The following is a 26,483-nucleotide window of genomic DNA, read 5'->3' on the forward strand; positions in this document are numbered from 1 at the left end:
GTGCGGGAAGACAAGCGTGGCTTTATTGCCTCTTCCAGACCCAAACTACTGCTTGAGCTTGGTATCAGTGACGATGCCTGGATAACTTCCGCCAAAGAGTTTCGCCGTCAGTACAGTGGCATGAGTGGCCGATGGGATGCGATGTGTGCCATGAAGGCCAAATGTGGCGGTAAATGGTGCCGGGGTAAGCAACAAAGCCAAGCAATACATCCCCATTAACCTTAAACCGTTGGTGATTTTGCAGAAACAGGCTTAAGCCTGCTGCAGGCATGCCTGGCAACCGCAGTTTTTGTATGAAGCACGCAGATTACTCGTCTCAGAGAATTTACTTCGAATAATTCATCTTCACTTATAAGCGATTGAGACCGAATGATGTGCTTCCTGTATGCCTCTTAGGTTTTTTATTGGCCGTCATCTGTGGATCAATCACTGAAAATACTGACACAGTTGCGGCCGGAAACCTTGGCCTGGTAGAGGGCCTGATCGGCATTGGCCAGCCATTGATCGCTGTTTTCCACCTCATCACTCAGATCGCAGATCCCCAGGCTGATGGTAAAGGGCACCGGCTGACCATTGAAACTGAAGCGGCTGCTTTCCACCTGAGAGCGCAGCCGCTCGGCAAAGGAGCGGGCATCCTCGGCGCTGGTGTGGGACAAGACCACAGCAAACTCTTCGCCCCCGTAGCGCCCGGCGCAATCGGTTTCCCTGAGGTTTTGGCTGAGAATATGGGACAGATGCTGAATAACCCTGTCTCCGGCGATATGCCCCAGGCTGTCGTTGATCCGCTTAAAGTGATCTATATCGAACATCACCAGACTGGCAGGATCGCCATAGCGGGAATGGCGATCAAATTCCCGCTGCATGCATAGTTGCCAGTGTCTGCGGTTATGCAGTTGGGTCAGGCCATCGGTTTGGCTCAGGTGTTCCAGGCGCTCGTTGGCACTCTTGAGCTGCAGCTTGTTGATGGCAATATCCGTCACATCATAGATGATGATGCTGATATGGGAGATCTGTCCGGTCAGAGAGGCCAGCGGCAACAGGGTGACATTCTGGAACATGAACTCGGCGCGGCCTGTGATGGGCCGGTAGTTCTTGAATTTGAATACATAGGGCCTCTGCTCCCAACTGATGAAGGCGCGGTTCTTCAGCAGAAACACAGACTCCATCTTCTGCTTGAGCCAGCTGGCCGGCAGATCAGGGAAACGTTCAAACAGGTTGTCGCCCTTGATATCGTTGGGAGAAACGCCGCTGTGGTTCTCCATAAAGCCGTTCCACAGCTGAATATTGTACTCTCTGTCCAGCACCACCAGGCCGACCTCTATGGTTTGTACCATATCGATCAGCCAGTGCAGTTCATTCATTGCATCCAAATCCTTTGCCATGGCAAACCTGTTTTTGTCAGTTCATCAGATAGCCGAGCTTGAAATTCAGCGTCGGCAAGGAGTCTTCGGTAAAGAGCAGCAAGAGATCGCACTGCACATTGTGATCTTCGATACGATAATTGATCTCCATCGCCAGCGTGCGTTGCCAGCGATCTGAGTTATCGTGGATCAGATCGTTTACTGTGCAATGTCGACCGAGCACCACAGGGTGCGCCTGGCTGAATTGCATGTCCAGTTGCTCCGAGATACCGCTGAGGAAGGCGCCGATCAACACGTTGGCTGTGTCGATCATCACCTCGATTTCTGTGTTGGCATCTTCGGGATCCGACAGGCCCATCAACTTGGCCATATCCTTAAAGCTGGAGTCGTGAAACAGCAGCAGAGCCTCACCGGCAATCCCGGCACCGATAAAGCCTTGGCACAGCGCCGAAATTTTGGGGCTTTCCTCTGTGGCCTTGAGTGCCATGGTCAATTCGCTGACCTCCAGCACATTGACGTTGGGAATAGGCAAGAGCACAAACACATCCAACAGCTTGGCCAGCAGATCGGCGGCGCGGCCCATGGCAACGTTGGCAACCTCCTGGCAGGCATCGCGCATATCCACCTGGATCATTGGCTCTTCATTGCTTTCGCCGCCTTCGGCCAACTGCAAAATGCCATATTCCTGCAGTATGCTGCTGATGGCGTCTGCGCTGACGGGTTTTTGAATAAAATCCAGCGCGCCCAAGGCCTTGACTCGCTGATGAGCCTTAATTTGTATATCGCCCGAGACGACTATCACCATGGCCGGCAGGTCTTGCTGCTGAATCGTTTGCAGCACTTCGTAGCCGTCCATGACCGGCATGTTGAGATCCAAAAAGACAATCTCGCCCTTGCCGGCGCGAATTGCCTCCAGTCCTTCGGCGCCATTGGCGGCAAAGCTGATGTCTACCTCCCAATCTTTGGGAAGAGTACGGGCCATCTGCTTTCGAGCCAGCGCAGAGTCGTCGCATATGAGTACCGGAATCGCCATAGAGATTTCCTGTTCTACTGCATTACTTGAAGATAACACCTACAGCGGCATTTTTGTGATTATCCTCTGATTATGCCGCTGGATCAGTGAGGACTGGGCCGATAGTCAGTTATCGGCGAGCTCGGGCTTGATGCCCGTTTCTCATACATTTGGCAGGAGAAAATCTTATTATAGTGCAATGGCTTGCCTGTTGAGGGTCGATATTGTGAACACTTGTTGTCACTAAGTCAAAGCTAATGTCAGATTGTTGACGTTAGTCAAAATTTAGACTGCTCTGTGTTGTTGAAACGGGACGCTTTTTGCTCTGGCCTGACCAGTGTGATGGTGATACCGTTAACATAACTTCAACTTTCAAGGACCTGCAGATGCAGTGGCAGACACTCAGCCTGGAATGGCAACAACAGCTGGCTATCGTTAGCTTGAACCGGCCGGATAAGCTCAATGCCATTAATTACACCATGTTCAGTGAACTCAAGGCGATGGCGCGTCATTTGCACCGTCAACGACATTTGCGGGCGGTGATCCTCAGAGGTGAGGGCGGCCAATTCAGTTCAGGCCTGGATATCAAGAGTGTGGCCAACTCTCCCTGGCAAGCGCTGAAACTGCTGTTCAAGCTGTTACCGGGCAATGCCAATCTGGCGCAGCAGGTGTCTGTCGCCTGGCGTGAGTTGCCGGTTCCTGTCATTGCCGTCTTGGATGGCCGTTGTTATGGCGGCGGTTTGCAAATTGCTCTCGGCGCCGATTTTCGCATTGCCGCCAATGACGCCGAGTTGTCAATAATGGAAGCCAAGTGGGGCCTGGTTCCCGACATGGGCGGCCTGGTGAGTTTGCGGGAAATTCTGGCAAAAGATCAGGCATTGAAACTCAGCATGACGGCGGAATTAATCCCGGCTTCCAAGGCATTGGATCTTGGGCTGGTGACCGAGTGCTGCAGTGATCCCCTGGCCCGGGCAAAAGAACTGGCAGCTGAGCTCAATGAGCGCTCTCCCGATGCGTTGGCGGCGATAAAGCTGAGTATTAACCGCAGCTGGAACGGTTCCCGTAGGCGGCTGCTGGCGCGTGAGTCCTGGAGCCAGGTGCGTCTGCTTTTGGGGCGCAACAGAGCCATTGCCGCCGTGCGTCAGAGCAAGGATCCCGAGCGGGCCTTTGAACCGCGGCGAAACTGGTGAGATACCTATCACGTATGATGGGATAATAACTTGACCTCAATGGCAAAACTGCCTGAAAATCCGTCACTTTATTTTTAGACGGAAATTGGGATGCGGATTTTTTTTGAACGCCTGCTCTGGGGCAGTCGCTTGTCTGTCATGGTCGGAGTCTTCTCCTGTGTGCTGGCGGCCTTGGTCACTTTTGTCATGGGAGTCAAGGACGTGCTGCATATGTTTGCCCTGCTGTGGGAATACCTGCTCAGTGGCAGCTATGATGTGCGTAACGATCTTGTGATGGTACTGGTGGAGATACTGGATACCTTCCTGCTGGGGGCTGTGCTGCTGATCTTTGCTTTCGGCCTCTATGAGCTCTTTATCCGTAACCTGGAGCCGGCCGGTAACTCGGATACCGGCGGCAAGATATTGATCATCTCCAGCATAGATGCGCTCAAGAGCAAGTTGGGCAAAGTGATATTGATGATGCTGATCATCAAGGTGTTTTCCTTCTTTGCAGATATCAAACCCAGCTCGGCATTGGACTTGCTGTTCATGGGCGGCACTGTGGTGCTCATCTCCCTGGCGTTGATGTTCTCCAAGGGCGGCAAGAAAGAGTAATCGCACTGCCGATATTTGCTCTACGGGAAGCTTGGTCTGCCGGCCAGTTTTGGCAGCAACTTCTGCAATTAGGCGGTCACTGATGGGTTTCAGTGGCCGCCTTCTCGTTTGGCGCCTGCTGTTTCAGCACCTTTCTGGCCATGCCTTCTATCATCAGCAAGGTGTTTTCAAAGGCAACATCCTGGCGTAGATCCAGCGCCAGCAACTGCTGCCGATATTGATTGTCCAGCTTGCTTGAAGCCAGGGTTTTGCGACTTTCCACTGTAGCCTGCGAGGCCTGGTGACCGTCGGGAGATTGGATATCGAGTATCGCCAACTCCAACCCGGCCAGTTTCTTTGGCAGTGCCAAATTGGCATAGGGATCGTCGAGGTAGGGATTGATCACCACCAGCAAGTCCGGCTTGGCCAACTCCTGCGCCGCCAACAACTCAATCACCAAGGCGGCGGACTGATCCTGGGCTATCAGCAAGCGCTTGCCGGGAAAGGGCTCACCCAAGGCGTCCAATTGCGCCAGACTCTTTTGGATAAAGGTCTGTTGCTGCTTTCTGAGTTTCTGCCACTCCTCCGCCTCTCTGCGGCTTGTTGCCTGATTACTCTTGCCCTGCACTTTGCCATCGCCGGCCTTGCTTATTTCCTGGGCCTCTGTGGTGAAGTTGGGCTGCTCAGGAAAGGGAGGTGGTGTCATGCTGAGACTGGCCCAGCCTGCCGGATTGATGCTGCGGCGCAAGAAGGCGTTGAGCCCGGGGGCATCGGCATGGGTGCCGGGGGGCGGCAGCAACAGCGCTGCGCCCAATTGTTTCGGGCCACTCCAGGGGCGCACCAGAACGGTTTGCTCCTCGCCATCTACTTGGATCTTTTGCTGTTCTGAGGCGGCGACATGCTCCAACGCCCGGCTATTGTCTCTGGGTTTCATAGGGGCTGTTTCAGGTGTTTGCTTGGCAGGCTTCTGCACCGGTTGCGGTTGAGTCTGCTCCTGGTTGGCCATGTCTTTGTTGGCTGGTTCGTCGGCTGCCAGTGCTATCAAGGGGAAAAAGCACAGCATAGCTATCGTCCTGGATATCAGCGCCAAGTGAACTCCTTAAACTTTTCATAGGCTGGAATAGCATGATTCTGCAGCCTTTATTGACTCAATGCCAAAATTATAAGCCGCAAATTTGTGCACTAGTAGCTGTTGTATCGAAAGTTTGTGTGTCGATCCAATGCTTGAAGGCGTGGTGCACCAGGGCTTCTGAAATTTAGCGCAAAAAACAAGACCCGCAGTTAGCGGGTCTTGGGGGATGATATTTGAGTGGATTATCAGGCGTGGCTGACCAGCACCAGGCGCACGGCATCGAGCTGCAGCTGGCATTGATCCAAATAGCCGCGTAGTTCGGCTATCTGATTTTGCAGATACTCAAGCTCGGCATCGCGGATATTGGGGTTCACCGCCTTGAGGGCTTCCAGACGTTCCAGCTCGGCGCCCAATTGGCGCTCCATCTGCTGCTGGGCTTCTGCCTGCAGGTTGGACATAGCCTCTATGGCGTGGGCTTCGCCCTTGGCCAGCAGTGGATGCAGTATCGCCTGCGAGGCGTTGACCAGCTTGCTGCCGATATGGCGGTTAACCGCGCTGAGCTGGCGATCGAAGTGCTCGTAACTCACCTTGTCAGACAGATTGTTGCCATCCTTATCCAGCAGAATGCGCAGCGGTGTCGGCGGCAGATAGCGATACAGCTGGCTAGACTTGGGCGCCGAGGCCTGTGCCAGGTAGATAAGCTCCAGGAATACGGTACCTGCCGGTAGCGCCTTATTCTTGAGGATGGCAACACTTGTGGTGCCTGTCTCAGAACCTGTGATCAGATCCAGACCGGTTTGCACCAGCGGATGCTCCTGGGTTATCAGGGCGATATCATCGCGGGACAGGGCGGTATCCCGGTCGAAGGTCACGGTAATGCCATCTTCCGGCAGACCGGGATAAGTGGGGAACATCATGTGCTCACTCGGGCGCAGCACTATGGTGTTTTCGCCTCTATCGTCTTGATCCAGACCTATGATGTCCCACAGACGGATCACTGAGCCGATAAGCTGGGTGTCGTTATCCATCTGCGCCAGTCTCTCGGCCAATGCCAATGACCTGTCGCCACCGTGGGAGTTGAGTTCCAGCAGCTTGTCGCGGCCCTGCTCCATTGCCTGCTTGAGCTCTTTATATCGGCTGCGGGTATCGCGCAGCAGCTTGGCCATCTCTTCTTCGTTTTCTTCCACCAGCAGTGGCAGCAACTGGGCGCCAAACTCCTTGAACAGAATATGGCCGCTAGGGCAGGTGAGTTCGAAGGCATTGAGGCCTTCATGGTACCAGGCCAACAGACGCTCCTGCGCCGTGTCGGTGAGGAAGGGCAGGTGGATCTCTACATCATGGTTCTGACCTATGCGATCCAGGCGACCTATGCGCTGCTCCAGCAGATCCGGGTTCAGCGGCAGATCGAACAGCACCAACTGGCTGGCGAACTGGAAGTTACGCCCTTCGGAACCGATTTCCGAGCAGATCAGCGCCTGGGCACCACCTTCTTCCTGGGCGAAGAAGGCCCCGGCCTTGTCACGTTCTATGATGGACATGCCCTCATGGAACACAGTGGCGAGGATCCCTTCACGGGTACGCAGTGCTTCTTCCAGACTCAGCGCCGTGGCGGCCTGACTGGCGATGATCAGCACTTTCTTGCTGCGGTTTTGCTTGAGGAAGTCGATGAGCCAGTCGACCCTGGGGTCGAACTTCCACCAGGCGGCGGAGTTTTCATCAAACTCCTGATACATTTTTTCCGGCGCCAGCGCGTAGGCGGCCTTCATTTCCAGGGTGCGGTGACCATTCATCATGGCACTGACTCGGGCCGCAGTGAGGTACTGCTCCGGCATGGCCTGTGGATAGGCGTTGAAAATGCGTTTCGGGAAGCCTTTGACCGAGGCGCGGCTGTTGCGGTACAGCACCCGACCCGTGCCGTGCCTATCGAGCAGCTCCTGCAGCAGCTCGTCACGGGCGGCTTGCTGCTGCTCGGCATCGACGCCGTCAGCCTGGATAAGGCGAATGGCGGGGGCGATATCTTTCTCAGACAAGAGCTCGGTCAGGCTGTTGATGGCATTGTCGGGCAGCTTGTTGCCACTGGCCAACGCCTCGGCGGCGAGGGCCACCTCTTTGTAGCCTTCTTCCTCTTTGATAAAGGCTTGATAGTCGTAGAAACGATCCGGATCCAGCAGTCGCAGTCGGGCAAAGTGGCTCTCATGGCCCAGTTGATCCGGGGTCGCGGTCAGCAGCAGTACGCCGGGCACCACTTCCGCTAAAGCTTCAACCACTTGATAGGCCCGGCTCGGAGCCTCTTCGGTCCACTCCAGGTGATGGGCCTCATCGACCACCATAAGATCCCAGTCGGCATCCAGCGCCTGGTCGAGACGGCGCTTCTTGCGCAGCAGCTCCAGCGAGCAGATCACCAACTGTTCGGTGTAGAAGGGGTTGTCATGGTCGGCAAAGGCCTCGATGCAGCGGTCTTCATCGAATACGGCAAACCGCAGGTTAAAGCGGCGCAGCATCTCCACCAACCATTGGTGGCGCAGAGTATCGGGCACTATCACAAGTACCCGCTCGGCGCGGCCTGTCATCAACTGTTGATGAATGATGAGGCCGGCTTCTATGGTCTTGCCCAGGCCCACTTCATCGGCCAGCAGTACCCGTGGCGCATAGCGGCGCCCGACTTCATGGGCAATCCACAGCTGATGCGGAATAAGGCCAACTCTGGGACCCTGCAGCCCCAGCAGATCTGAGGTGGCCAGGTTGTGGCGTAGCTGCTGGGCGGCATAGCGCACCCCGAATCTGTCCAGTCTGTCTATTTGGCCAGCGAAGAGTCTGTCCTGCGGCTTGTTGAAGCGAATATTGTGGTCCAGCAGGGTTTCCCTCAGCTGCACTTCTTCACCGGTTTCGCTGTGAATGCCGGTGTAGATCACCAGCCCGTCTTTTTCATCCAAAGAGTTGATGGTCAGTGTCCAGTCTTCATGGCTCTTGACCTGATCACCTGGGTTATAAATCACCCGGGTTAACGGGGCGTCGTTGCGGGAGAACATGCGGTTCTCTCCGGTGGCGGGGAACAGCAGTGAGACCATGCGGCCTTCCAGTTGTACTACTGTACCCAAACCAAGCTCTGATTCGGTATCACTGATCCAGCGTTGACCTAAGGCGAAGGGCATCTTTAACTCTCATCTCCGGGCGGATTCTCAAAGGGCGCGTATGTTATACCAATCCGAGTATAATACCAATCCTGCCCCCTCTTATGACGCAGGCCTTTTCGCCCGCTTGTCATCCAATCGTCATCTTTAGCATCCTACACTCAAAAACGGATACCGCGCAGTGGCCATTGAACAGACTGCAAAGGGTATTTGTCATCCGCTGCTAAAGGTGCCAGTATTAGTTTAAGCCATGCCACAGTGGTGAAACCTACCCGCCATCTGTCAGAAACAGGAGTGCCATATACCCCAACCCCAGGCCTGCGCTGGCCCATGACAACAAAGCTGTGAGTAGCTCATTGACGCAAATGGAGGCGCCATGGAACAAGACGACAGAAAGTTGTTTGTACTTGATACCAATGTGTTATTACATGAACCCTTAGCGATTTACTCCTTTAAAGAACATGATGTTGTGGTCCCAATGACGGTACTGGAGGAATTGGACCAGATAAAAGACAGAAAGCGGGATGTCAGCCGCGATGCCAGGGTCGCCATTCGGGCACTGGAAGATATCCTCGGCGGCAAGACCACTCCGGAACAGATAATCAAAGGGGTTCCCCTTCCAAGCCGCGAAGGGCACACAGATGCCACAGGTACTCTGGCCATCTTCCCCGACCACCAGATTGAATTCACCATAGGCTCGCTGCCCGGCGACAACAACGACAACCGCATCATCAACACAGCCCTGCATCTGCAAAATCAATACGAGCCCCGTACCGTGGTGCTGGTCACCAAAGACATCAATATGCGTCTCAAGGCCAAAGGTGCCGGGATACTCCTGGTAGAAGACTACCGCACAGATCAGCTGATCGATGACATACGTTTTCTATCCAAGGGTTTTCATCAATTTGAAGGCAACTTCTGGGAGCATCTGCACAAGGTAGCCACCGAGCGTCATGGCCGTCATACTGTGCATGATGTGCCGCTCAAGGACCTGGGCGACGATCTCTTTTACATCAACCAATATCTGCTGGATGAGGAATCCGAGTTTTGTGGCCGGGTGGTCGGCCGCAGCGAAACCAGTCTCAATGTGCTGGATCTCGGTCGCGAGCGCCTGATGAATATGGAGGCCTGGGGCGTGAGGCCGAAGAACATCTATCAGGGCATGGCGCTGCAGGCCTTGATGGATCCCGATATCGATTTGGTTATTCTCACCGGCCCAGCGGGGTGCGGTAAGACCTTGCTGGCGATGGCGGCGGCACTGGAGCTGGTGGTGGAGCGTAATCTCTACGATAAGGTGATAGTCACCCGAAATACTCCGGAAATCGCCGAATCGATAGGCTTCCTGCCGGGCACGGAAGAGGAGAAGATGGCCCCTTGGTTGGCGGCAATTACCGATACCCTGGAGGTGCTGCACAAGCATGACGTTAATCCCAGTGGTTCACTCAACTACATAATGGAAAAGGCCAATATCCAGTTTAAGTCGATCAATTTCATGCGTGGGCGTTCGATTCAGAACTCAGTGGTATTGCTGGATGAGTGTCAAAACCTGACCGCCTCACAGCTGAAAACCATGATCACCCGTATGGGAGAAGGCACCAAGCTTATCTGCTGCGGCAACCTGGCGCAGATAGACTCCAACTATCTGACCGCGGTCACCTCGGGTTTGACCTATATGGTTGAACGCTTTAAAAATTTTGAGGGCAGCGCCAACATTTACCTCAACGGTGTAGTGCGCTCACGGCTGGCGGAGTTTGCCGAAGAGCAGCTCTGATAACCCCTGCTACTGAAAAAGGCCCCATTTCGGGGCCTTTGCTTTGTGCGGGGTACTGCATATTCGACCAAATTAAGTATATGATATTGGCTTTGTTCTTCTTCCTTCCCGCCGCTTGGGGATGGGACGTGATGCAAGGGTAATGGATGAAATCGAGTGAGCCGGATCTGCAGCTGAAATCTCCGATCCAGAAAAATTACAACCGCGCAGTGTTTTATACCTATATGGGGGTAATTGTACTGGCGTTGCTCACCGCCTGGGTGTTTTTTGAGCGCCAGAAGACCCAACAGATGGAGCTCAGAGAAGAACAGGTCGATCGCCATGTGATGCAGATTGACCTCTTGCTGGAATCCAGTATCCGTGCGGTCAAGAGCCTGCGGAATGTGGCCGTGGACCACTTGCGCCTGGCCGAGCAGGTACGCAAGGACAGGCTGCCCCAGTACGAGAAATTCAACGAAAGCGGTCAGTTCTTTACCCTGGAGCCCAATTACGCCAAGAGTGGTGAGCCATTCACCAACATGGGGCGGATAACCGGTTCCGGTTCTCTCGATGGCCGCAGCGACAAGTTCTATCAGGAACTGGAGATGCTGTTCGAGCTGTCGTTGTCGTTCCCGGTCGCCAAGGAAGCCGCACCCAAGGCCTCGGCCATCTATTACCTGTCCAAGCGGCGAATGATGTCCTATTACCCCTGGCCTTCGGACGAGCAGCGTTTTCGCGATGAACTGCTGAACAAGAAACAGTTTCAACTGGCGACGCCGGCGATGAACCCACAGCGCAGTGTGTTCTGGAGTGAGGCCTATGTGGACTCGGCCGGCAATGGTCTTTTGACTACGCTCGGGGTGCCTATCTATCTCGAAGATGAGTTTATCGGTTCCATTAATCTGGACATGACACTGGCATCGCTCGCCAAACAGATACGTCTCTATTTCAAGATGCCGGGCACAGTGATTTTGCTGGATCAAGGCAACAATATTCTCTCCCACAGCGATTTTGATACCTCCAGCATTAACCGGGTCTACCACATCAGTCAGCGGATCCCATCCGAGCTGCATTCACTGCCGGAGTCCGAGCTGTTCGATGCCCACGAGGGGATGATCCGTAACGGCTATTACATCCACTCAGTGGCGCTGCACAACGCCCCCTGGCGCCTGCTTTATCTGCAGGATGTCGATGACCTGTTTCTGGACTCGTTCGAGAAGCTGCAGCTGACCTTTATTCTTGTGGTACTGGCGCTGTCCGTGCTGGTGACCATAGTGCACTGGCAGACTCGTCGCTCTTTCGTCAGCCCGGCCTCGCGCCTGCTTTCGCACCTGGAAGACTGTTCCCGTGAGCCGATTCGGCCGCCGGAGAAGATCACCCAGGGCTGGGAGCCCTGGTTCCAGTTGGTCAGCCGCATTTTTGAAGAGAACCAGCAATATACCCGTCACCTGGCGGAGCAGAACAAGCGGCTGGATAAACTGGTGGCCCGGCGCACCGAACGGCTGAAAGAAACCACAGAGCGACGTGAGCGGGAATATGCCCTGCTGCGCTCTCTGCTGGACTCGATTCCTGAAGCCATTGTCTTCAAAGATAAAGAAGGCAAGTACCTCGGCTGCAACAAGTCGGCCGAGCGGGTGCTTGGCTACACAGAAGCCGAGATGATAGGCCTGAATTCAGACACACTTACCAGCCCGGAACAGGCCGCCAGAATTCGCGCCGAGGATGAACAGGTACTCAAAGACAGAGCACCGCTGCGTTATCAGGAAAAGGTCGAGCTGGCCGGCAAGCCCGTGCTGCTCGATACCCTCAAGCTGCCGTTTTATAACCGCCGCGGCGAGATGCTGGGCTTGATTGCCGTTTGGCGTGATGTGACCCGCGAATATGAATCGGCCGAACAGCTGCGATTGTCGGAAGAACGTTATCACCTGGCGATGGACGCGGTGGAAGATGGCCTGTGGGACTGGTATCTGGATTCGGAACAGATCATCTGCAACCCAGCTTATTACACTATGCTGGGCTACAAGACCAATGAGTTTCCGGCGCTGCTGTCGACCATAGACGAGTTGATCCATCCGGATGACAGGATCCGGGTCGAAGAGTACCGCGAGCAGTATCTGGCCGATCCTATTGGAGCCTACGAGATAGAGTTCAGGATGCGCGGCAAGAGTGGTCAGTATCACTGGTTGCTGTCCCGTGGCCGGGTGGTGGAATTTACCGCCAACAATGAGCCCAGGCGTATGCTGGGTACCCACAAAGACATTACCCGCAGCAAGAGCAATGAAGTGGCCTTGCTGGAGGCCAAGAAAGATGCCGAACTGGCCAACCTCTACAAGAGTGAATTCCTGGCCAATATGAGTCATGAGATCCGCACGCCGATGAATGCCATCATAGGCATGCTGCAGCTGGCGCAGCGCACCAACCTGACGGTGCAGCAGAAAGATTATCTGGAGAAGGCCGGCTTCTCGGCTCAGTCACTGCTGCGGATCATCAACGATATTCTCGACTTCTCCAAGATTGAAGCCGGTAAGCTGGAACTGGAGCGGGTCTCCTTCCCGCTGGATAAGGTGCTGGAGCACGCCCTGGATATCAACTCACTCAAGGCACAGGAGAAAGGGGTCGAGCTGTTGTTGTATGCCCCTGTGACCGCCGGGCTGATCCTCAAGGGCGATCCGCTGCGTCTCGGCCAGGTGCTGGTGAATCTGTTGTCCAATGCGGTTAAGTTTACCTCCCAGGGGGAGATTGAACTCGGCTGTGAAGATGTCGGCGAACGCGATCATCGCATTACCCTCAAATTCTGGGTTCGGGACACCGGCATAGGTATCAGCAAGGAGCAACAGGAGATACTGTTTGACGCCTTTGCCCAGGCGGATGGCTCCACCACCCGCAAATATGGCGGCACCGGCCTTGGCTTGTCCATCAGTAAGCATCTGGTGTCCATGATGGGCGGCAAGATGCAAGTGCAGAGTGAGCCGGGTGTCGGCAGTGTGTTCAGCTTTACCATCAGCTTTGAGATCGCCGAAGAGGCCAAGATTGAACCTCTGGTGATGCCGGAGCAGCTCAACAGCCTGCGGGCGCTGGTGGTGGACGATAACTCCACGGCGCTGCAGATTTACTCCACCCTGATGCGCGACTTCCACTTCGAGGTGGACACCGCCGCCAGCGGTGCCGAAGCCCTCTATAAGCTGGGCAAACAGGAAACCGACCTGCTGCTTATCGACTGGATGATGCCGGAAATGGATGGCCGCGAGGTGATCCGTACCCTGGACGAGATGGTGGCCGATGGCAGAATAAGCAAGCGCCCCGTGGTGATCATGATGACGGCCTATGCCGCCGAACCGCTGGCACAGGAGGTGGAAGACGCCAATGTGTTTGCGTTGCTGCAAAAGCCCTTCAAGGCCTCGACTCTGTTTGATGAGATAATCTCTGCCTTTGCCGAGAAACCCCATCCGGCGACCGTGGCTGAAATTACCGACAATCAGAGCGGTGGTCATAAAGGCTTGGTGCTGCTGGTAGAAGATAACCTGATCAACCAGCAGGTGGCCTCTGAACTGCTGCGCAGCGCCGGTTATGAGGTAGATCTGGCAGACAATGGTCAAATTGCTCTTGAGATGGTGGAGCAGCGTCAATACGACGCGGTATTGATGGATATTCAGATGCCCGTGATGGATGGCCTGACGGCGACCCGGGAACTGCGCAAGAAATACGACAGGGAGACCTTGCCGATTATCGCCATGACGGCCCACGCTATGTCAGGCGATCGTGAGAAGAGCCTGGCGGCGGGAATGAACGCCCATATCACCAAGCCCATTATGCTCAATGAACTCTTTGATACCTTGAGTGAATGGGTGGGCAGGACTTGAGATAAACCGGCCGATCCCTTAACTTGAATGGCAACTTACAGATAACAATCAGGAGATGGGATGAAACCTCAAAGTTGGACCTTGTTGCTGGCGCTGATCGCGGTACCCGGATTGGCGCAGGCGGCACAGGAGAGGGAGGCCGCCGACGTCATCAGCGAAAGCACTCAGGCCGAAGGTTTTATCAATCTCTTTTATGATGCCAAAGCCGGGCAGCTGTATCTGGAACCGAGCAGACTCAACCAGCCTATGCTACTGCTATCCAGCTTGCCCCACGGCGCCGGTTCCAATGATATTGGGCTTGACCGTGGGCAACTGGGGCATACCCGCATGGTGCAGTTTGAGCGTCAGGGGCCCTATATTCTGCTCAAACAGCTCAATACCCGTTTTCGAGCCGATACCGACGACCAGGCCGAGCAAAGAGCCGTGCATGAAGCCTTTGCCGAATCTGTGCTCTGGCGCGGCAAACTCCTGCCGGGAAAACGTCTGCTGGTGCCGGTCAATGACTTGATGTTGCAGGACCTGCACGGCATCAGCCAACAGTTGGCGGCCAGGGGCCAAGGGCATTATCCTCTGGACACCAGCCGCTCTGTGGTGTTGCCAGCCTCGGTCAAGTCGTTCGAGCGTAACTCAGATGTGGATGTGCAACTGACTTTCGCCAGTGATAAGGCCGGCGCCAGAGTCGCCGAGGTGACCCCGGATGGCCAGACCCTGTCTCTGAGACTGCGCTATTCCTTTATCGCCTTGCCCGAGCCGGGTTATCAGGCGCGTCGTTATCATCCCATGAGTGGTTATCTGTCCGATGAATACAAGGACTATGCCACCGCCATAGATCAGGATATCAACCAGCGCTTCTTGCTGCGCCACCGGCTGCAGAAGGTTAATCCCGGCCCTGAGCCAAGCGAAGTGGTTGAGCCCATTACCTATTATCTGGATCCCGGTGTACCCGAGCCTATCCGTGGTGCCTTGCTTGAAGGCGGCCGCTGGTGGGAGCAGGCCTTCAATGAGGCGGGGTTTATCAACGGTTTTAAGTTGGAGCTATTGCCGGAAGGCGCCGACCCTCAGGATGTGCGCTACAACGTGATCCAGTGGGTGCACAGGGCCAGCCGTGGCTGGTCCTACGGTGCGGCGGTGACAGATCCCCGCAGTGGTGAAATCATCAAGGGCCAGGTCACTCTGGGGAGTTTGCGGGTGCGTCAGGATCACCTGATTGCCCGTGGCCTTACCGCAGGTTGGGAAGACAGGCAAGCGGCCGATGAAGCCGCCATGGCCTTGTCTCTGGCGCGTATTCGCCAGTTATCGGCTCATGAAATCGGTCACACCCTGGGGCTGGACCATAACTTTGCCGCTTCCACCAATAACAACGCTTCTGTGATGGATTACCCCCATCCCTATGTGCGCCTTGATGGCAAGCGGGTGGATATCAGCCAGCCTTACGCCGAAGGGCTGGGGGCCTGGGATAAGTTTGCCATCAAGTATGGTTATGGTGACTTTGGTGATGAAGCCCAAACCCAGGCCGCGCTCAAGTCGCTGCTCAAAGAGGTTCAGCAGCAGGGGCTGAGATACATAGGCGAGGGGGACTCGCGAGAGACTTCAGCCGCCCATGCCTATGCCAGTCTCTGGGACAGAGGCGAGGATCCTGTCAAGGAGCTGGCCAGAATGCAGCTGGTCAGGCGCCAGGCGTTGGAAACTTTCTCCGCCAAGGCGCTGTTGCCGGGGCAACCCTTGGGTGAACTCAGCGATGCTCTGGTGCCCATCTATCTGCTGAATCGTTACCAGATTAGCGCTGCTGCCAAGTTTGTCGGCGGCATTGACTATAATTATCTGGCCGATGCCGATAGCGGTAATTGGCATTTTATTGCGCCGGAATTACAGAAGCGGGCGCTCGATACCCTGTTGGCGACTCTGGATCCCAGAGAGCTTTATCTGCCAACCGAGCTCCTGGAGCAACTGGTGCCCAAGGCCGGCAACTATTACCGCAGCCGCGAGAGTTTCGGCTCATCTCTGGGGGTTGCCGTGGATCAGCTGGCCATGGCAGAAGTGCTCAGTCGCCACACTGTGTCGGCGCTGTTGAACCCTGAGCGGCTCAACCGTGTGGATCAGGCCTTTGCCAGAGACACAGAGCAGCTTTCGGTAGAGGATTTGCTGGACAGATTGCTGGGTAAGACACTGCTGAAATCCCTGCCTTCGGGAGATCAGACCAGTATTGCGATGCGGGTAAATGCGGTGGTTTTGGACGGCATGTTGCAGAGTCTGGAGAGTGACGCCAGCGCCCCGGAAGTCAAAGCCATGTTGAGGATGAAGCTGGATTATCTGCTTAAGCAGTTGCCCAGAAAGGAAAAAAGAAGTTCAGGTTACAAGGCTGCCCACTATGGACAACTGCAAGCTGTGCTTGAACAGGCACTGAAACAAGCCGGGGTCAGAGTGATCAGCAAACCTGCGGAAATACCACCGGGATCGCCGATTTAGTACGTCGTAAGGTATTGATTATGTGACATAATTAATGCCATATCTTATATTGGCATCTTTCATATTCCAGAGGTTCGGGCCCGTTTTGCACCGAACCTCTGTTTTTTGGGGGAATTCTTTTGCCAAAAATCCTGTTTCTCAGAGCCTGGCTCGGCAGCTTATTGCTGCTTCTCTGCTTCGTTGCCAAGGCCGATGGGCTCAGCGTCAGCCCTCGCATTCATCAGGGCCAACTGGACAACGGTCTTAAATATCAATTGGTGGACAACAAGACGCCGGCCAATACCGTCATAATGCGGATGCGGATCGCCTCCGGCTCGCTGCTTGAGGCGGAAAATGAGCAGGGGCTGATGCACCTGCTGGAACATATGGCGTTCAAAGGCTCGGCCGCTGTGCCTGAAGGGGATATGATCCCAAGGTTGCAGCGTCTCGGCTTGAGCTTTGGCGCCGATACCAATGCCGTGACTGAATTTACGCAAACAGTCTATAAGTTCAACATCACCCAAGGGGATGAGCAGAAGCTGGATACCGGGTTGATGTTGATGCGGGAGATTGCCGACAGACTCACTCTGGATCCCAAGGCGCTTGCCCAGGAAAAAGCCGTAGTGCTGGCCGAGCTCAAGGAGCGCACATCGGCCGGGCTGGAAAACTATCGCAACCAGTTGCATTTCTGGTACCCCTCCAGCCTGCTGCCCAGACGTTTCCCTATCGGTGAAGTAGCCAGCATCAAGGCGGCAGATGTCGCCAAGCTGCGCTCTTTGTACCAACGTTTCTATACCCCGGAGCGGACAACGCTGATCTTGGTCGGCGACCTGGACATCGCCCGTACCGAGGCTCAAATCAAGCAGTTGTTTGCCGATTGGAAGCCGCACCCTCAGGCGGTTGCCGCAGCTCAGGTGAAACTTTCTCCGCCTGTAGTCAGAAAGCAGCCTCAGGCGGACGCTTTCTTCGACCCCAGTTTGCCGACCCAAGTCTCTCTTGGGGTGCTGACGCCCATAAAGCCAAAGCCTGATGGTATTGAACGGCGTCGTCAGCTGATGCTTGAGTCGCTGCTGAGTAATATGCTCTATCAGAGGTTGCAACCGCACCTGTTTGCCGAAGAAGGTTTCACCGATGCCTCCGTTGAGATAGGGGAAGAGTTTGGCACTGCGGGAAGGGTGCAATTGGCTCTGGCGACCCTGGAAGACAACTGGCAGGATGGTGTGGTATTGCTGGAGCAGACCATACGCCAGGCCTTGCAATACGGTTTCAGCAATGAAGAGTTGCAGCAGGCACTGAAACGCCAACATAAGCAGTATCAGCTCAATCTGGCCGGCAGTAACACCATTCACAGCCTGAATATGGCCGAGGCTTTGGTATCAATGGATGCCGAGGACTTGATACCGATAGAACCAGCAGATGAGCTGGCCATTTTTGAGGCCTTGGCGCCGCAAATTACCCCGGCGCTTATCCAACAGACACTGACTGAGCTTTGGCAGGGGCAACCCTGGATCTATCTCTCCGGTGCCAAGGCGCCGGCCGCGGCGGAACAACAACTGCTGACGGCATATGAGAACAGCTTGCTGCAATCTGTTACCCCCTATAAGGCCAAACAAGCCAGCGAGTTTGCCTATCAAAGCTTTGGTGAACCCGGGAAGATAGTGGCCGATAAACGGGATCCGGATACCGGAATACGCCAGTTACGTTTTGCCAATGGGACTCTACTCAATCTCAAACCTACCGAGCTTGAGCAGGGTAATGTGGCCGTCAGCTTGTCATTGGGATTCGGTGATTTGCCATTTCCGCGCCAAGAAGGTTTGGGCACTCTGTTCAATAATGCCTTTATTTACGGCGGGCTGGAGCAGCACTCCTGGCAACAGCTGGCGGATATCTTTGCCGGGCAGAACATCTCGGCAAATATTGGCGTAAGTACTGAAGGCTTTGGCGGCGTGACCAATACCAATGCCGATGAACTCAGAACCCAACTTGGGCTACAGGCCGCCTTTCTAACCGCCCCGGGTTGGCGACAGGAAGCCATCAACCTCTTCCGGCAACAAGTCAAGGCAGAGAGCCAGAGCCGTAATGCCAATCCGGAAGAGGCCTTCTGGGATGGTCTGAGCGGACTCTTGTTCCCCGGCGATCCCCGTTATGGTTATGGCCGGGAAGAACAGGTATTACAGCGGGACTTTTCTGAAATTGCCAAGGTGTTGGCTTCGGCGCTGGATAAGGGAATGCTGGAAATCGCGCTGGTAGGTGATTTCGATGAGGCTCAGGGGATAAAAGCGGTCGCCGAGACATTCGCCGCCATCAAGCGGCATCCGGCCAAGGCCCCGGCCTTCGAGCGTCCGGTATTCCCCAAGGTACCGGCACAGAGCCAAATCTTGCACCGGGGCGCCGAGAACTCGGCGGCACTGGCCTGGCTGTGGCCAACCACCGACATGCAGAATGTTCGACGCCACAGCGAACTGATGTTACTCGAGCAGGTGATGGGCATTCTGTTGAATGAAGAGGTCAGGGAAAAAGCCGGCGCCGGATATTCGCCTTATACCTTCAATCATTTCGATTGGCATCCAACAGGTTACGGTTATCTGGGGCTCTTTACTGTCACAGATGCCGCCAAGCTGAAGGCGGCCGAACAGGGCTTTGCCGCGGTCGTGGCCAGAGTCAAGGCCAAGGGGGGCATAGATGCCGATTTGCTGGAGCGGGCGCGCCAGCCCTTGTTGCAGTGGTTTGAAAGTGCCCCGGGAAGTAACGGTTTCTGGTTGGATCTGGCGGCAACGGCCCAAAGTCGGCCGGGCCGCTGGCAGGGATGGCAGCAGCGCAGGCAAATACTGGGGCAACTGGATGGAGAAGCCCTGGAAGCCGTGGCCCGTGAGTATCTTGAGAATGATCGCCGCTTGAGTGTGACCAGCAGTTACGGCGGCTAACCTCCGCTCTTGGGGTTTCTCGGATAGAAGCGCTCCGGCTTGCGCTGCAGGTGTTCGAACCTGCGGGTATTTTTATAGGGCAGCTTCATAAACCCCGAAACCCCCTGGCCCTGGATCTTGTCGACATGACTGAGGATCCTGTCCAGACAGGCGCGAAACTGCGCCTGTTTTCTCGGGTTGAGCAGTCTCAGATAACTGTGGATCTTCATATGGGTTGGCAGGGCTTCGAAGATGATACAGCCTGTGTGGTGTATCTGGTTGAGCCAGCCAAGCTCTGTCATGATTTCCGCAGGCAGCTCCAGGTTTTCATCCGGATCCCGGCCATCTTCAAAGTAAGAGTGCAGCCGGGATTGATCTTCGAGTGTCGGCACATCGCCCACCTCAAAGGGCAGCAGTTGATCCGCCTTGGCCTTGAACGGCTCTGCAGGGGCGCTGCGCTCCAGGTGCAGGGTATCTTTGGCGTTGAAGAAACAGGCCTTGAAGATACCTATGCGATGAATGCCCCGGGCCAGGGTCACCATGTTGTTGACCGCCTGAATCAATGCCGGCCTGAGCTCTTCATCATAAAGCGCCAGGTTGGAGTCGATATAGACGCCTGTCTCCTGCCAATGAATCGCCAAACCGCCCACTATAGGATACTGACCCAGGCGGCCGACGGCAGCGATAAAGCCCTTCTCTGTGTCTCCCATACCGGCGAGGAAGTTGCGGTAGTACTTCTCCAGTTGAATATCTTCGGCGCGAATAGCCTCGGCATCGGCGTCCGGATGATGGCTGCGCAGAAACGACTTACGCGAACTGTAGCTGACTGTTTCCACGTCCCGGGCCCGCTTCTGTACCCAGACGGGGATCTCGGCATTCAGCTCCTGTGGCAGCGGCGGCAGTAAAAGATGCTGGCTGTATCTCATGCTGCGCAGGAAGTAGTCGCCGGCCTTGAGACGGGTGAGAGGATCTGAGCCCAACATCCCCTCGAGGATCCTGGCCAGTTCTAGCGGCAGACCTATGCTGGTGGGCGGGATCACCTGGGAGCCGAAGCGGCTGGCCTGGCCGGACGCCAGCGCATAGAGGGTGGCGGCAACCCCCTGTTCATCAAACCTGGGGCTGGAAAGTGCCCCCGAGAGTTGCTCATCGCCGATAAAATAAACATCGCCCATGCGGGCATTGGTATGCTGCTGATCGCTCGACATTAACTCCATCACATTGCCGCCAACCGGGCGGTTGTCGGCATCGCGCTGGGCAAATACCGCCGAGCCCCAGTCAATCAAAGACAACTTGTCTTCCTCTGGGTCATAAACCAGGTTGGAAGGTTTGATATCCCCGTGTACCAAGGGTCTGCCGCTGCGAAGATATTGCAATAGATCCGCCAACTGCCTGGCAATGCTCATGATTTCTGCCACCGGCAAGGCGCCTTGGCGGCGGCAGCGCTGATCCAGATCCTGGCCCTGAGCTTTGGCCATCACCAGGATCCCCTGGCGCCCGACTCTGTCGAACTTTATCAGTGGCGGCACATTGGGATGATTGACCTGAGACAGCATGAAAGCCTCTTCTTCCAATCTGTCCTGTACCCGCTGAGGCAGGGTGATGCGAGAGAACTTGAATACATGTTCCTGACCATGGCTGTTTCGTCCGGCGAACACAAAACCATAGGCGCCTTTGCCTATCAGTTGCGGGTCATCATAGCCCAACTTGATCAGTTGCTGGCGGCAGAGGCGGATCCAGGCCCTGTGTTTGCGGGCATCATCGGCCTTAAGCAGATAGACGGACTGCTCTTCAGAAATATAAAAGTGCTGCAGTTCAGGTGTTTGCAAGCGATTTCTCCATTGGCACAGGCAAGGATACAAAATAACAACAAGCAGAAGCTCATTAAAACAGCAAGGGATAACTGCGGCAAGTTGTGACTCTGGGATCCAGCTCAGAACCAGGCTTCCTAGCGTATCCTTTTGGGCGGCACTTTGACCTATATCAATTTCATTGCGCCCTCCCCAGAGTAACCTGTTTGCAACAAGCCGCAGTGGCAGAAGAGATTTGGAGGCCTTATGTCAGTGCCAGATAAGCAGGAGCTGATCGCACTGTTCGAGTATGCTCGCCCCAGGGTGATACAGTCGATGGAATTGCGTCATTGTCCCCATGCGGGTTTCTACAATCCGGTGGACGACCGCTGTAACTTTTGTCATCAGGGATTGGAGTGTATCTGGATGAACCAGAATGATGAACTGGTGGATCTGGAACAGAAATCACTCGAAGAGTTGAAGCAGCAGTTATTGATTGCCGTCGACTTTGTCGACTCCAGCCTGAGCCCGCACCATTTGTCACGACGCAAGTGCCAGTGTGATAACTGTAATTGGTTGCGCAAGGTGCAGGAGACCCTGGCCAGACTGCCCTGAATAGCTTGAAAACTGATGCTGCCCGCCCCGGAGTCATTGCACGCTCCGCGGCGGGCTTTTTTGTCTGTTGCTGTTGGGCTCTTTGCAATCGGCGTCCAAGTCGATAGAGTATCAAGGTTTTCTGATACACAGGATGGATAGATGGAACCCGGATTCTGGCATGAACGCTGGCACAAGCAGCAGATAGGTTTTCACCAGCAGGATATTAACCCTTTTTTGGTGAAGTACTGGTCCACACTCGCACTCAGGGGGAATGAGCAGGTCTTTGTCCCGCTTTGCGGCAAGTCTTTGGACATGTGTTATCTGGCCGAGAAGGGCCATGATCTGCTTGGTTGCGAACTGAGCGAGTTGGCCGTCAGGCAGTTTTTTGAAGAGAACGGCCTTGAGTATCAACAGAATGCCTTTGGCGAATTACAAGCGTTTTCCAGCGAACAGATGACCTTGTTGCAGGGAGACTTGTTTGCGCTCAAGGCTGAGCAATTGGCGTCGGTAGGCGCCTTCTACGACAGGGCGGCGCTAATCGCCTGGCCTGAGGAGATGCGTTTGCAATATGCCGCCAAGCTGGCCACCTTGTTGCCAAGGGGTTGTTGCGGCTTGTTGGTTACTCTGGAATATCCGCAGGATATGCTCAAGGGGCCGCCATTCAGCGTGACTCAGGAGTGGATAAGGGAGCATATGAGCCAGTGGTTTGAGGTCACTTTGCTGGAGCAAGCCGATGTATTGGCCGACAATCCCAGGTTCATTGCCAAAGAGGTGCCTTGGCTCAATGAGAGTGTCTATCTGCTGAAACGTAAATAAGTTCCCCAGGAAATTATAATAATCCAAGGCGGAACAAGCGATTAGTAGAAATTTTGGCATACAAAAAGGCGACCCAGAGGTCGCCTTTAGTGTCTATAACCACTATCTCAACAGAGATTAGAAGTCGTAACGTACACCCACGGTGAATACGTTGTCGTCTTCCAGGTCAAACTTAGCACCATTAGTGTCTTTGAACTCGCCTTGGTAGTTTGCGTAGTGAGCAAACAGCAGAGTAGACTTGGCTACACGGTAGTCGGCACCAACAGTGATGTTGGTGATTTCGGCATCATAAGCTGTCTTAACAGCAGTGCCATCAACTCCGATGTTCTGGAAATACTTACCGAAACCGGCTTCGTCATAACCGTATTGCAGCTTCAGGTTAACGCCGTTCAGGTTGTAAACTACGTTCACGAAGTAAGTGTTGTTGTCGTCAGAACCGTCAACGATGCTTTCAGAGTTCTGGAACAGACCGCCCAGTTTGAAGTCACCCAGCTTAACTTGGCCTACGGCACGGTATGCATCGATACCACCAATTCCCTTGTTGTAGGCGATGGCAGCATAGTAGTTCTGAGCTTTCAGCTTTTTGTCACCGATAGTGGCGCTCAGAGCGTAAAGCTCATCAGCTTCAACAACATTACCATTAGGATCTTTAACTGTCTGGTAATTATCATCCATCAGGTAAGTGGCGTTCAGAGTGATCAGGTCAGCGATCTTTGGTGAGTAGTACCAAACACCGTCACCGCTACGAACTTGGCCGCCAACCATACGGTCGATATCCGCGTTGGTGTTACCGAATGCGTCTACGCCGCCTTCAGCTTGCTTGAATACTGTGTCGTTACGACCGACCAGTACAGTACCATATTTGCCTTTCGCACCCAGGTAAGTGTTACGGGCTTTGAAAGTGTCGCCAGAACCAGAAGTGTTCTCTACTTGGAACTCCATCTGATAGATGATGTCTATACCATCAGTCAGCTTCTCTGAACCTTTTACACCCAGGTGTGAGAAGTTGTTTTCGATATAAGTGCCATTTTCGCCTTCTTTCACACCGCTAGTGCCAGTCTGAAGTGTGCTACCTTGGTCAGAGTTAGTAACAGCCAGATCCAGACGGCCATACAGAGTTGGGCCATCAGCCAGCGCACCGAAAGAGGCTGCGGCCAGAACTGTTGCTACTGACGCAGAGATAAGGGTCTTCTTCATGTGTTGTGCTCCCTAGAACCTGAGTTCTATTCCATGTATTTATGGTTATTTAACAAACGAGTGTTCCTGGATTTGTATCGGACATCCTGTCCGTCACAAAGCTGCGCTGATTCTTACAGTTTTGTTTGCTCAAGATTGTGGCCTAGATCAAACTTTTTGCCCCATTCTTGTGGGAAAAGCCTTAATCTGTGACCAAAATGTCCATTTCGGTTAAAAACTATTCAACCGCCATTGTTCACAAAATCAGCATAATCATCTTTTCGCTATAAAAAGATAACTTTGCAGTATGAAGGACTGTATCAGCTGGTTATTTTTAATAGATCAAATTGTAAATTAGTGATAGATGAAGTTTTAATAAAAGTGAAATTTTTCATCATAAAAATGATATTTATGTGCTCTGGTTCTCATTTAGGCACCCAATCCGGCCAGTGGCAAACTCTGCCTTATATAGCCAAGTAGCTGTCCTGGTTCACTCCATGGTGCCCTATCTATCCCTAAAAGAAGCTCTGTATTTACTAAGCCGTTTATATCCATAAGCCCAAGCAAAACATACCCGGGATATACACACTCTCTTACTCGGCTTGGGGATAGCCGGGTATTCGGCTAAAATGCCGCCGAAGATAATTGGGAACCAAGTTATGCAAGATACAGACACAGAACTACTGGAGTCCGAAGCCTATCAACAGCGCTTTGGCGGCATTGCCCGTTTATATGGTGTTGCTGCACTGGCAGCCTTTTCCAAGGCTCATGTAATGGTGATAGGTATAGGTGGCGTCGGCACTTGGGTTGCAGAGGCTTTGGCCCGCAGTGGAATAGGGCACATCAGCCTGATGGACCTAGACGATGTGTGTGTGACCAATACCAACCGTCAGATCCATGCTTTGGCAGACACCATAGGCGAGTCCAAGGTCGCCGTGATGGCGCAGCGGATTAAGGCGATTAATCCTCTATGCCGGGTGGATGAAATAGAAGACTTTATTGCAGCAGATAATCTGAGTCAGTATCTGGCACAGGACAAGGGCATAGACTTTGTGGTGGACTGCATAGATGCGGTAAAGCCCAAGGCGGCCTTAATCGCCTGGTGCAAACGCAATAAGATTAAGTTGGTGACTATTGGCGGTGCCGGCGGTCAGACAGATCCAACCCAGATCCAGCAAACGGATCTGGCCAAGACTTTTCAGGATCCATTGCTGGCCAAGGTACGCAACTTGCTGCGTAAAGAGTATGGTTTCAGCAAGAATCCACAGCGGCGGTTTGCCGTTGATGCCGTGTTTTCCAGTGAACACCTCAAGTATCCCCAGACGGATGGCAGTGTCTGTTCCACCAAGGTTGGTGTCGAAGGTAGCATGAGAATGGATTGCTCCTCGGGATTTGGTGCCGTGACCATGGTGACCGGCAGCTTTGGCTTTGTGGCAGCCAGCCGGGTGTTGGCGCGCTTGGCGCAGGAAGCCAATAATCCCAAGCCTGAATAAACAGCACAAAACATGATCTGAGTCTAATGCAGCAGGTGTCTGGATTGTTAGAATCCAGACACTTTTTCGCTACAGATATTCAGCTTATGCGACAAGCGCTGCTCAATCGTTTCCTGCGGTATGTCAAACAGGATACACAAGCCGATCCGAACTCCCAGTCTATTCCCAGTTCCCAAGGTCAGGTGGCCTTTGCCAGGCAGTTACAGCAAGAACTGCTCGAGTTGGGATTTGATGATGTCTTCCTCAGTGAATCATGCTGCCTTTATGCCAAATTAGCGGCGAATACTGCCAAGGTGCCGGCAATCGGCTTTTTGGCTCATATGGATACGGCGGCAGATTACTCCGGCGCCGGGGTAAAACCTCGGGTGATAGATGACTACCAAGGGCAGATCATTGAACTGGAGCAGGGGGAAGCGCTTAGTCCTGAGCAGTTTCCTTCTTTACTGAACTACCTCAATAAAACATTGATCACTGCCGATGGCACTACGCTATTGGGCGCGGATGATAAGGCAGGCATAGCCGAAATCATCACGGCGCTGCACTATCTATTGCAACACCCTGAAATTCCCCATGGAGAGATCAACCTCTGTTTTACGCCCGATGAGGAGATAGGGCGAGGTACTGATGGCTTGGAGCTCGAGCGTTTCGGCGCCGATTGGGCCTATACAGTCGATGGTGGCGCAGTTGGCGAACTTCAATATGAAAACTTCAATGCCGCCACTGCGGTGATCACCGCAAAAGGCAATAATTGTCATCCAGGCAGTGCCTATGGGGTGATGGTCAATGCCTTGACCATGGCTGCCAGATTTCACGCCAGAATGCCACTCAATGATGCACCCGAGACCAGCGAAGGTTATCAGGGCTTTTTCCATCTGTTATCCATGGAAGGCCAAACAGAAGAAGCCAGGTTGGTGTACCTGATAAGGGACTTTGATAGGGCTCAGTTTGAGCAGCGCAAGGCCTGGCTGCAGGAATCTGTGACCAAATGTAATGCCGAGCTGCAGGCCGGTAGCCTGGAGATTAGCATCAGCGACAGTTATTACAATATGAAGGACTGCATCTTGCCAGTGCCTCATGTGACGGATATTGCCTGTCAGGCGATGGAGATGGCCGGTATCATACCGGATATCAAACCTATCCGCGGTGGCACTGACGGTGCGCAACTGTCCTGGAAGGGGCTGCCTTGCCCCAACATCTTTGCCGGCGGCCACAATTTCCATGGCAAACATGAGTATGTTTGTCTTGAGTCAATGGAAAAGGCGGTAGAGGTGATCATCAATATCGCCAGGTTAACCACCCAAAGATACGCCGAGTAAT

The 26,483-nt window shown here is 54.1% G+C and carries 16 protein-coding genes and 1 pseudogene; 11 read left to right on the forward strand and 6 right to left on the reverse strand.

Annotated features, from left to right (window positions below):
- Nucleotides 1–219, forward strand: a pseudogene (locus ACMHXI_RS00320) (alpha-amylase family glycosyl hydrolase); the annotation flags it as partial.
- Nucleotides 220–422: 203 nt separating this feature from the next.
- Here ACMHXI_RS00320 and ACMHXI_RS00325 read toward each other — a convergent pair.
- Together ACMHXI_RS00325 and ACMHXI_RS00330 are read right to left on the reverse strand one after the other, a co-directional pair.
- Nucleotides 423–1,382: a GGDEF domain-containing protein gene (locus ACMHXI_RS00325; protein WP_028780494.1), complete on the reverse strand. Its 960-nt coding sequence runs from the start codon at nucleotides 1,380–1,382 to the stop codon at nucleotides 423–425.
- Nucleotides 1,383–1,398: 16 nt separating this feature from the next.
- Complete coding sequence (locus ACMHXI_RS00330; RefSeq protein WP_025888766.1) at nucleotides 1,399–2,394, reverse strand: response regulator; 996 nt, start codon at nucleotides 2,392–2,394, stop codon at nucleotides 1,399–1,401.
- A gap of 365 nt (nucleotides 2,395–2,759) precedes the next feature.
- Here ACMHXI_RS00330 and ACMHXI_RS00335 point away from each other — a divergent pair, with 365 nt between their 5' ends.
- The gene (locus ACMHXI_RS00335; RefSeq protein ID WP_144225945.1) at nucleotides 2,760–3,563 is read left to right on the forward strand and encodes a crotonase/enoyl-CoA hydratase family protein; all 804 of its coding nucleotides are present in this window, start codon (nucleotides 2,760–2,762) and stop codon (nucleotides 3,561–3,563) included.
- Nucleotides 3,564–3,653: 90 nt separating this feature from the next.
- A complete protein-coding gene (locus ACMHXI_RS00340; RefSeq protein ID WP_025010320.1) occupies nucleotides 3,654–4,157 on the forward strand; it encodes a YqhA family protein in 504 nt (167 codons plus the stop codon).
- Between the two features lie 76 nt (nucleotides 4,158–4,233).
- Here the strand turns inward: ACMHXI_RS00340 and ACMHXI_RS00345 are convergent, their stop codons facing one another.
- Both ACMHXI_RS00345 and rapA read right to left on the reverse strand, forming a co-directional pair.
- Nucleotides 4,234–5,226, reverse strand: coding sequence for a DUF3530 family protein (locus ACMHXI_RS00345; RefSeq protein WP_345884793.1), 993 nt, complete (start codon nucleotides 5,224–5,226; stop codon nucleotides 4,234–4,236).
- A 227-nt stretch (nucleotides 5,227–5,453) separates the two neighbouring features.
- The gene (gene rapA / locus ACMHXI_RS00350) at nucleotides 5,454–8,360 is read right to left on the reverse strand and encodes an RNA polymerase-associated protein RapA (RefSeq protein WP_413733679.1); all 2,907 of its coding nucleotides are present in this window, start codon (nucleotides 8,358–8,360) and stop codon (nucleotides 5,454–5,456) included.
- A 355-nt stretch (nucleotides 8,361–8,715) separates the two neighbouring features.
- Here rapA and ACMHXI_RS00355 point away from each other — a divergent pair, with 355 nt between their 5' ends.
- From ACMHXI_RS00355 to ACMHXI_RS00370, 4 genes are all read left to right on the forward strand, one after another.
- Nucleotides 8,716–10,110, forward strand: coding sequence for a PhoH family protein (locus ACMHXI_RS00355; protein WP_025010322.1), 1,395 nt, complete (start codon nucleotides 8,716–8,718; stop codon nucleotides 10,108–10,110).
- Between the two features lie 146 nt (nucleotides 10,111–10,256).
- Entirely contained in the window at nucleotides 10,257–13,949 is a 3,693-nt protein-coding gene (locus ACMHXI_RS00360) for a response regulator (RefSeq protein WP_413733681.1), read from the forward strand.
- 60 nt (nucleotides 13,950–14,009) lie between these two features.
- On the forward strand, nucleotides 14,010–16,415 hold the full coding sequence (locus ACMHXI_RS00365) for a zinc-dependent metalloprotease (RefSeq protein WP_413733683.1): 2,406 nt from the start codon (nucleotides 14,010–14,012) through the stop codon (nucleotides 16,413–16,415).
- Nucleotides 16,416–16,534: 119 nt separating this feature from the next.
- Nucleotides 16,535–19,318 carry a M16 family metallopeptidase gene (locus ACMHXI_RS00370; RefSeq protein WP_260852515.1) on the forward strand — a complete coding sequence of 928 codons (2,784 nt, stop codon included), beginning with the start codon at nucleotides 16,535–16,537 and terminating at the stop codon, nucleotides 19,316–19,318.
- Here the strand turns inward: ACMHXI_RS00370 and ACMHXI_RS00375 are convergent.
- A complete protein-coding gene (locus tag ACMHXI_RS00375; protein WP_413733685.1) occupies nucleotides 19,315–21,123 on the reverse strand; it encodes a protein kinase domain-containing protein in 1,809 nt (602 codons plus the stop codon). The genes ACMHXI_RS00370 and ACMHXI_RS00375 overlap by 4 nt on opposite strands.
- A gap of 228 nt (nucleotides 21,124–21,351) precedes the next feature.
- Here ACMHXI_RS00375 and ACMHXI_RS00380 point away from each other — a divergent pair, with 228 nt between their 5' ends.
- A complete protein-coding gene (locus ACMHXI_RS00380) occupies nucleotides 21,352–21,699 on the forward strand; it encodes a hypothetical protein (RefSeq protein WP_025888775.1) in 348 nt (115 codons plus the stop codon).
- Nucleotides 21,700–21,840: 141 nt separating this feature from the next.
- A complete protein-coding gene (locus tag ACMHXI_RS00385; protein ID WP_144216689.1) occupies nucleotides 21,841–22,497 on the forward strand; it encodes a thiopurine S-methyltransferase in 657 nt (218 codons plus the stop codon).
- A 117-nt stretch (nucleotides 22,498–22,614) separates the two neighbouring features.
- Here ACMHXI_RS00385 and ACMHXI_RS00390 read toward each other — a convergent pair whose 3' ends face one another.
- A complete protein-coding gene (locus ACMHXI_RS00390) occupies nucleotides 22,615–23,694 on the reverse strand; it encodes a porin (protein ID WP_101095676.1) in 1,080 nt (359 codons plus the stop codon).
- A 638-nt stretch (nucleotides 23,695–24,332) separates the two neighbouring features.
- Between ACMHXI_RS00390 and tcdA the strand changes: the two genes are divergently transcribed.
- Both tcdA and pepT read left to right on the forward strand, forming a co-directional pair.
- Entirely contained in the window at nucleotides 24,333–25,166 is an 834-nt protein-coding gene (gene tcdA, locus ACMHXI_RS00395; RefSeq protein WP_037436925.1) for a tRNA cyclic N6-threonylcarbamoyladenosine(37) synthase TcdA, read from the forward strand.
- 86 nt (nucleotides 25,167–25,252) lie between these two features.
- Nucleotides 25,253–26,482, forward strand: coding sequence for a peptidase T (pepT, locus tag ACMHXI_RS00400; protein WP_101059449.1), 1,230 nt, complete (start codon nucleotides 25,253–25,255; stop codon nucleotides 26,480–26,482).
- Nucleotide 26,483 lies beyond the last annotated feature (1 nt).

Origin of the sequence: Shewanella sp. BJSY2023SW005 (assembly GCF_047314585.1) — a bacterium.
GTDB classification, from domain to species: Bacteria; Pseudomonadota; Gammaproteobacteria; order Enterobacterales; family Shewanellaceae; genus Shewanella; species Shewanella algae.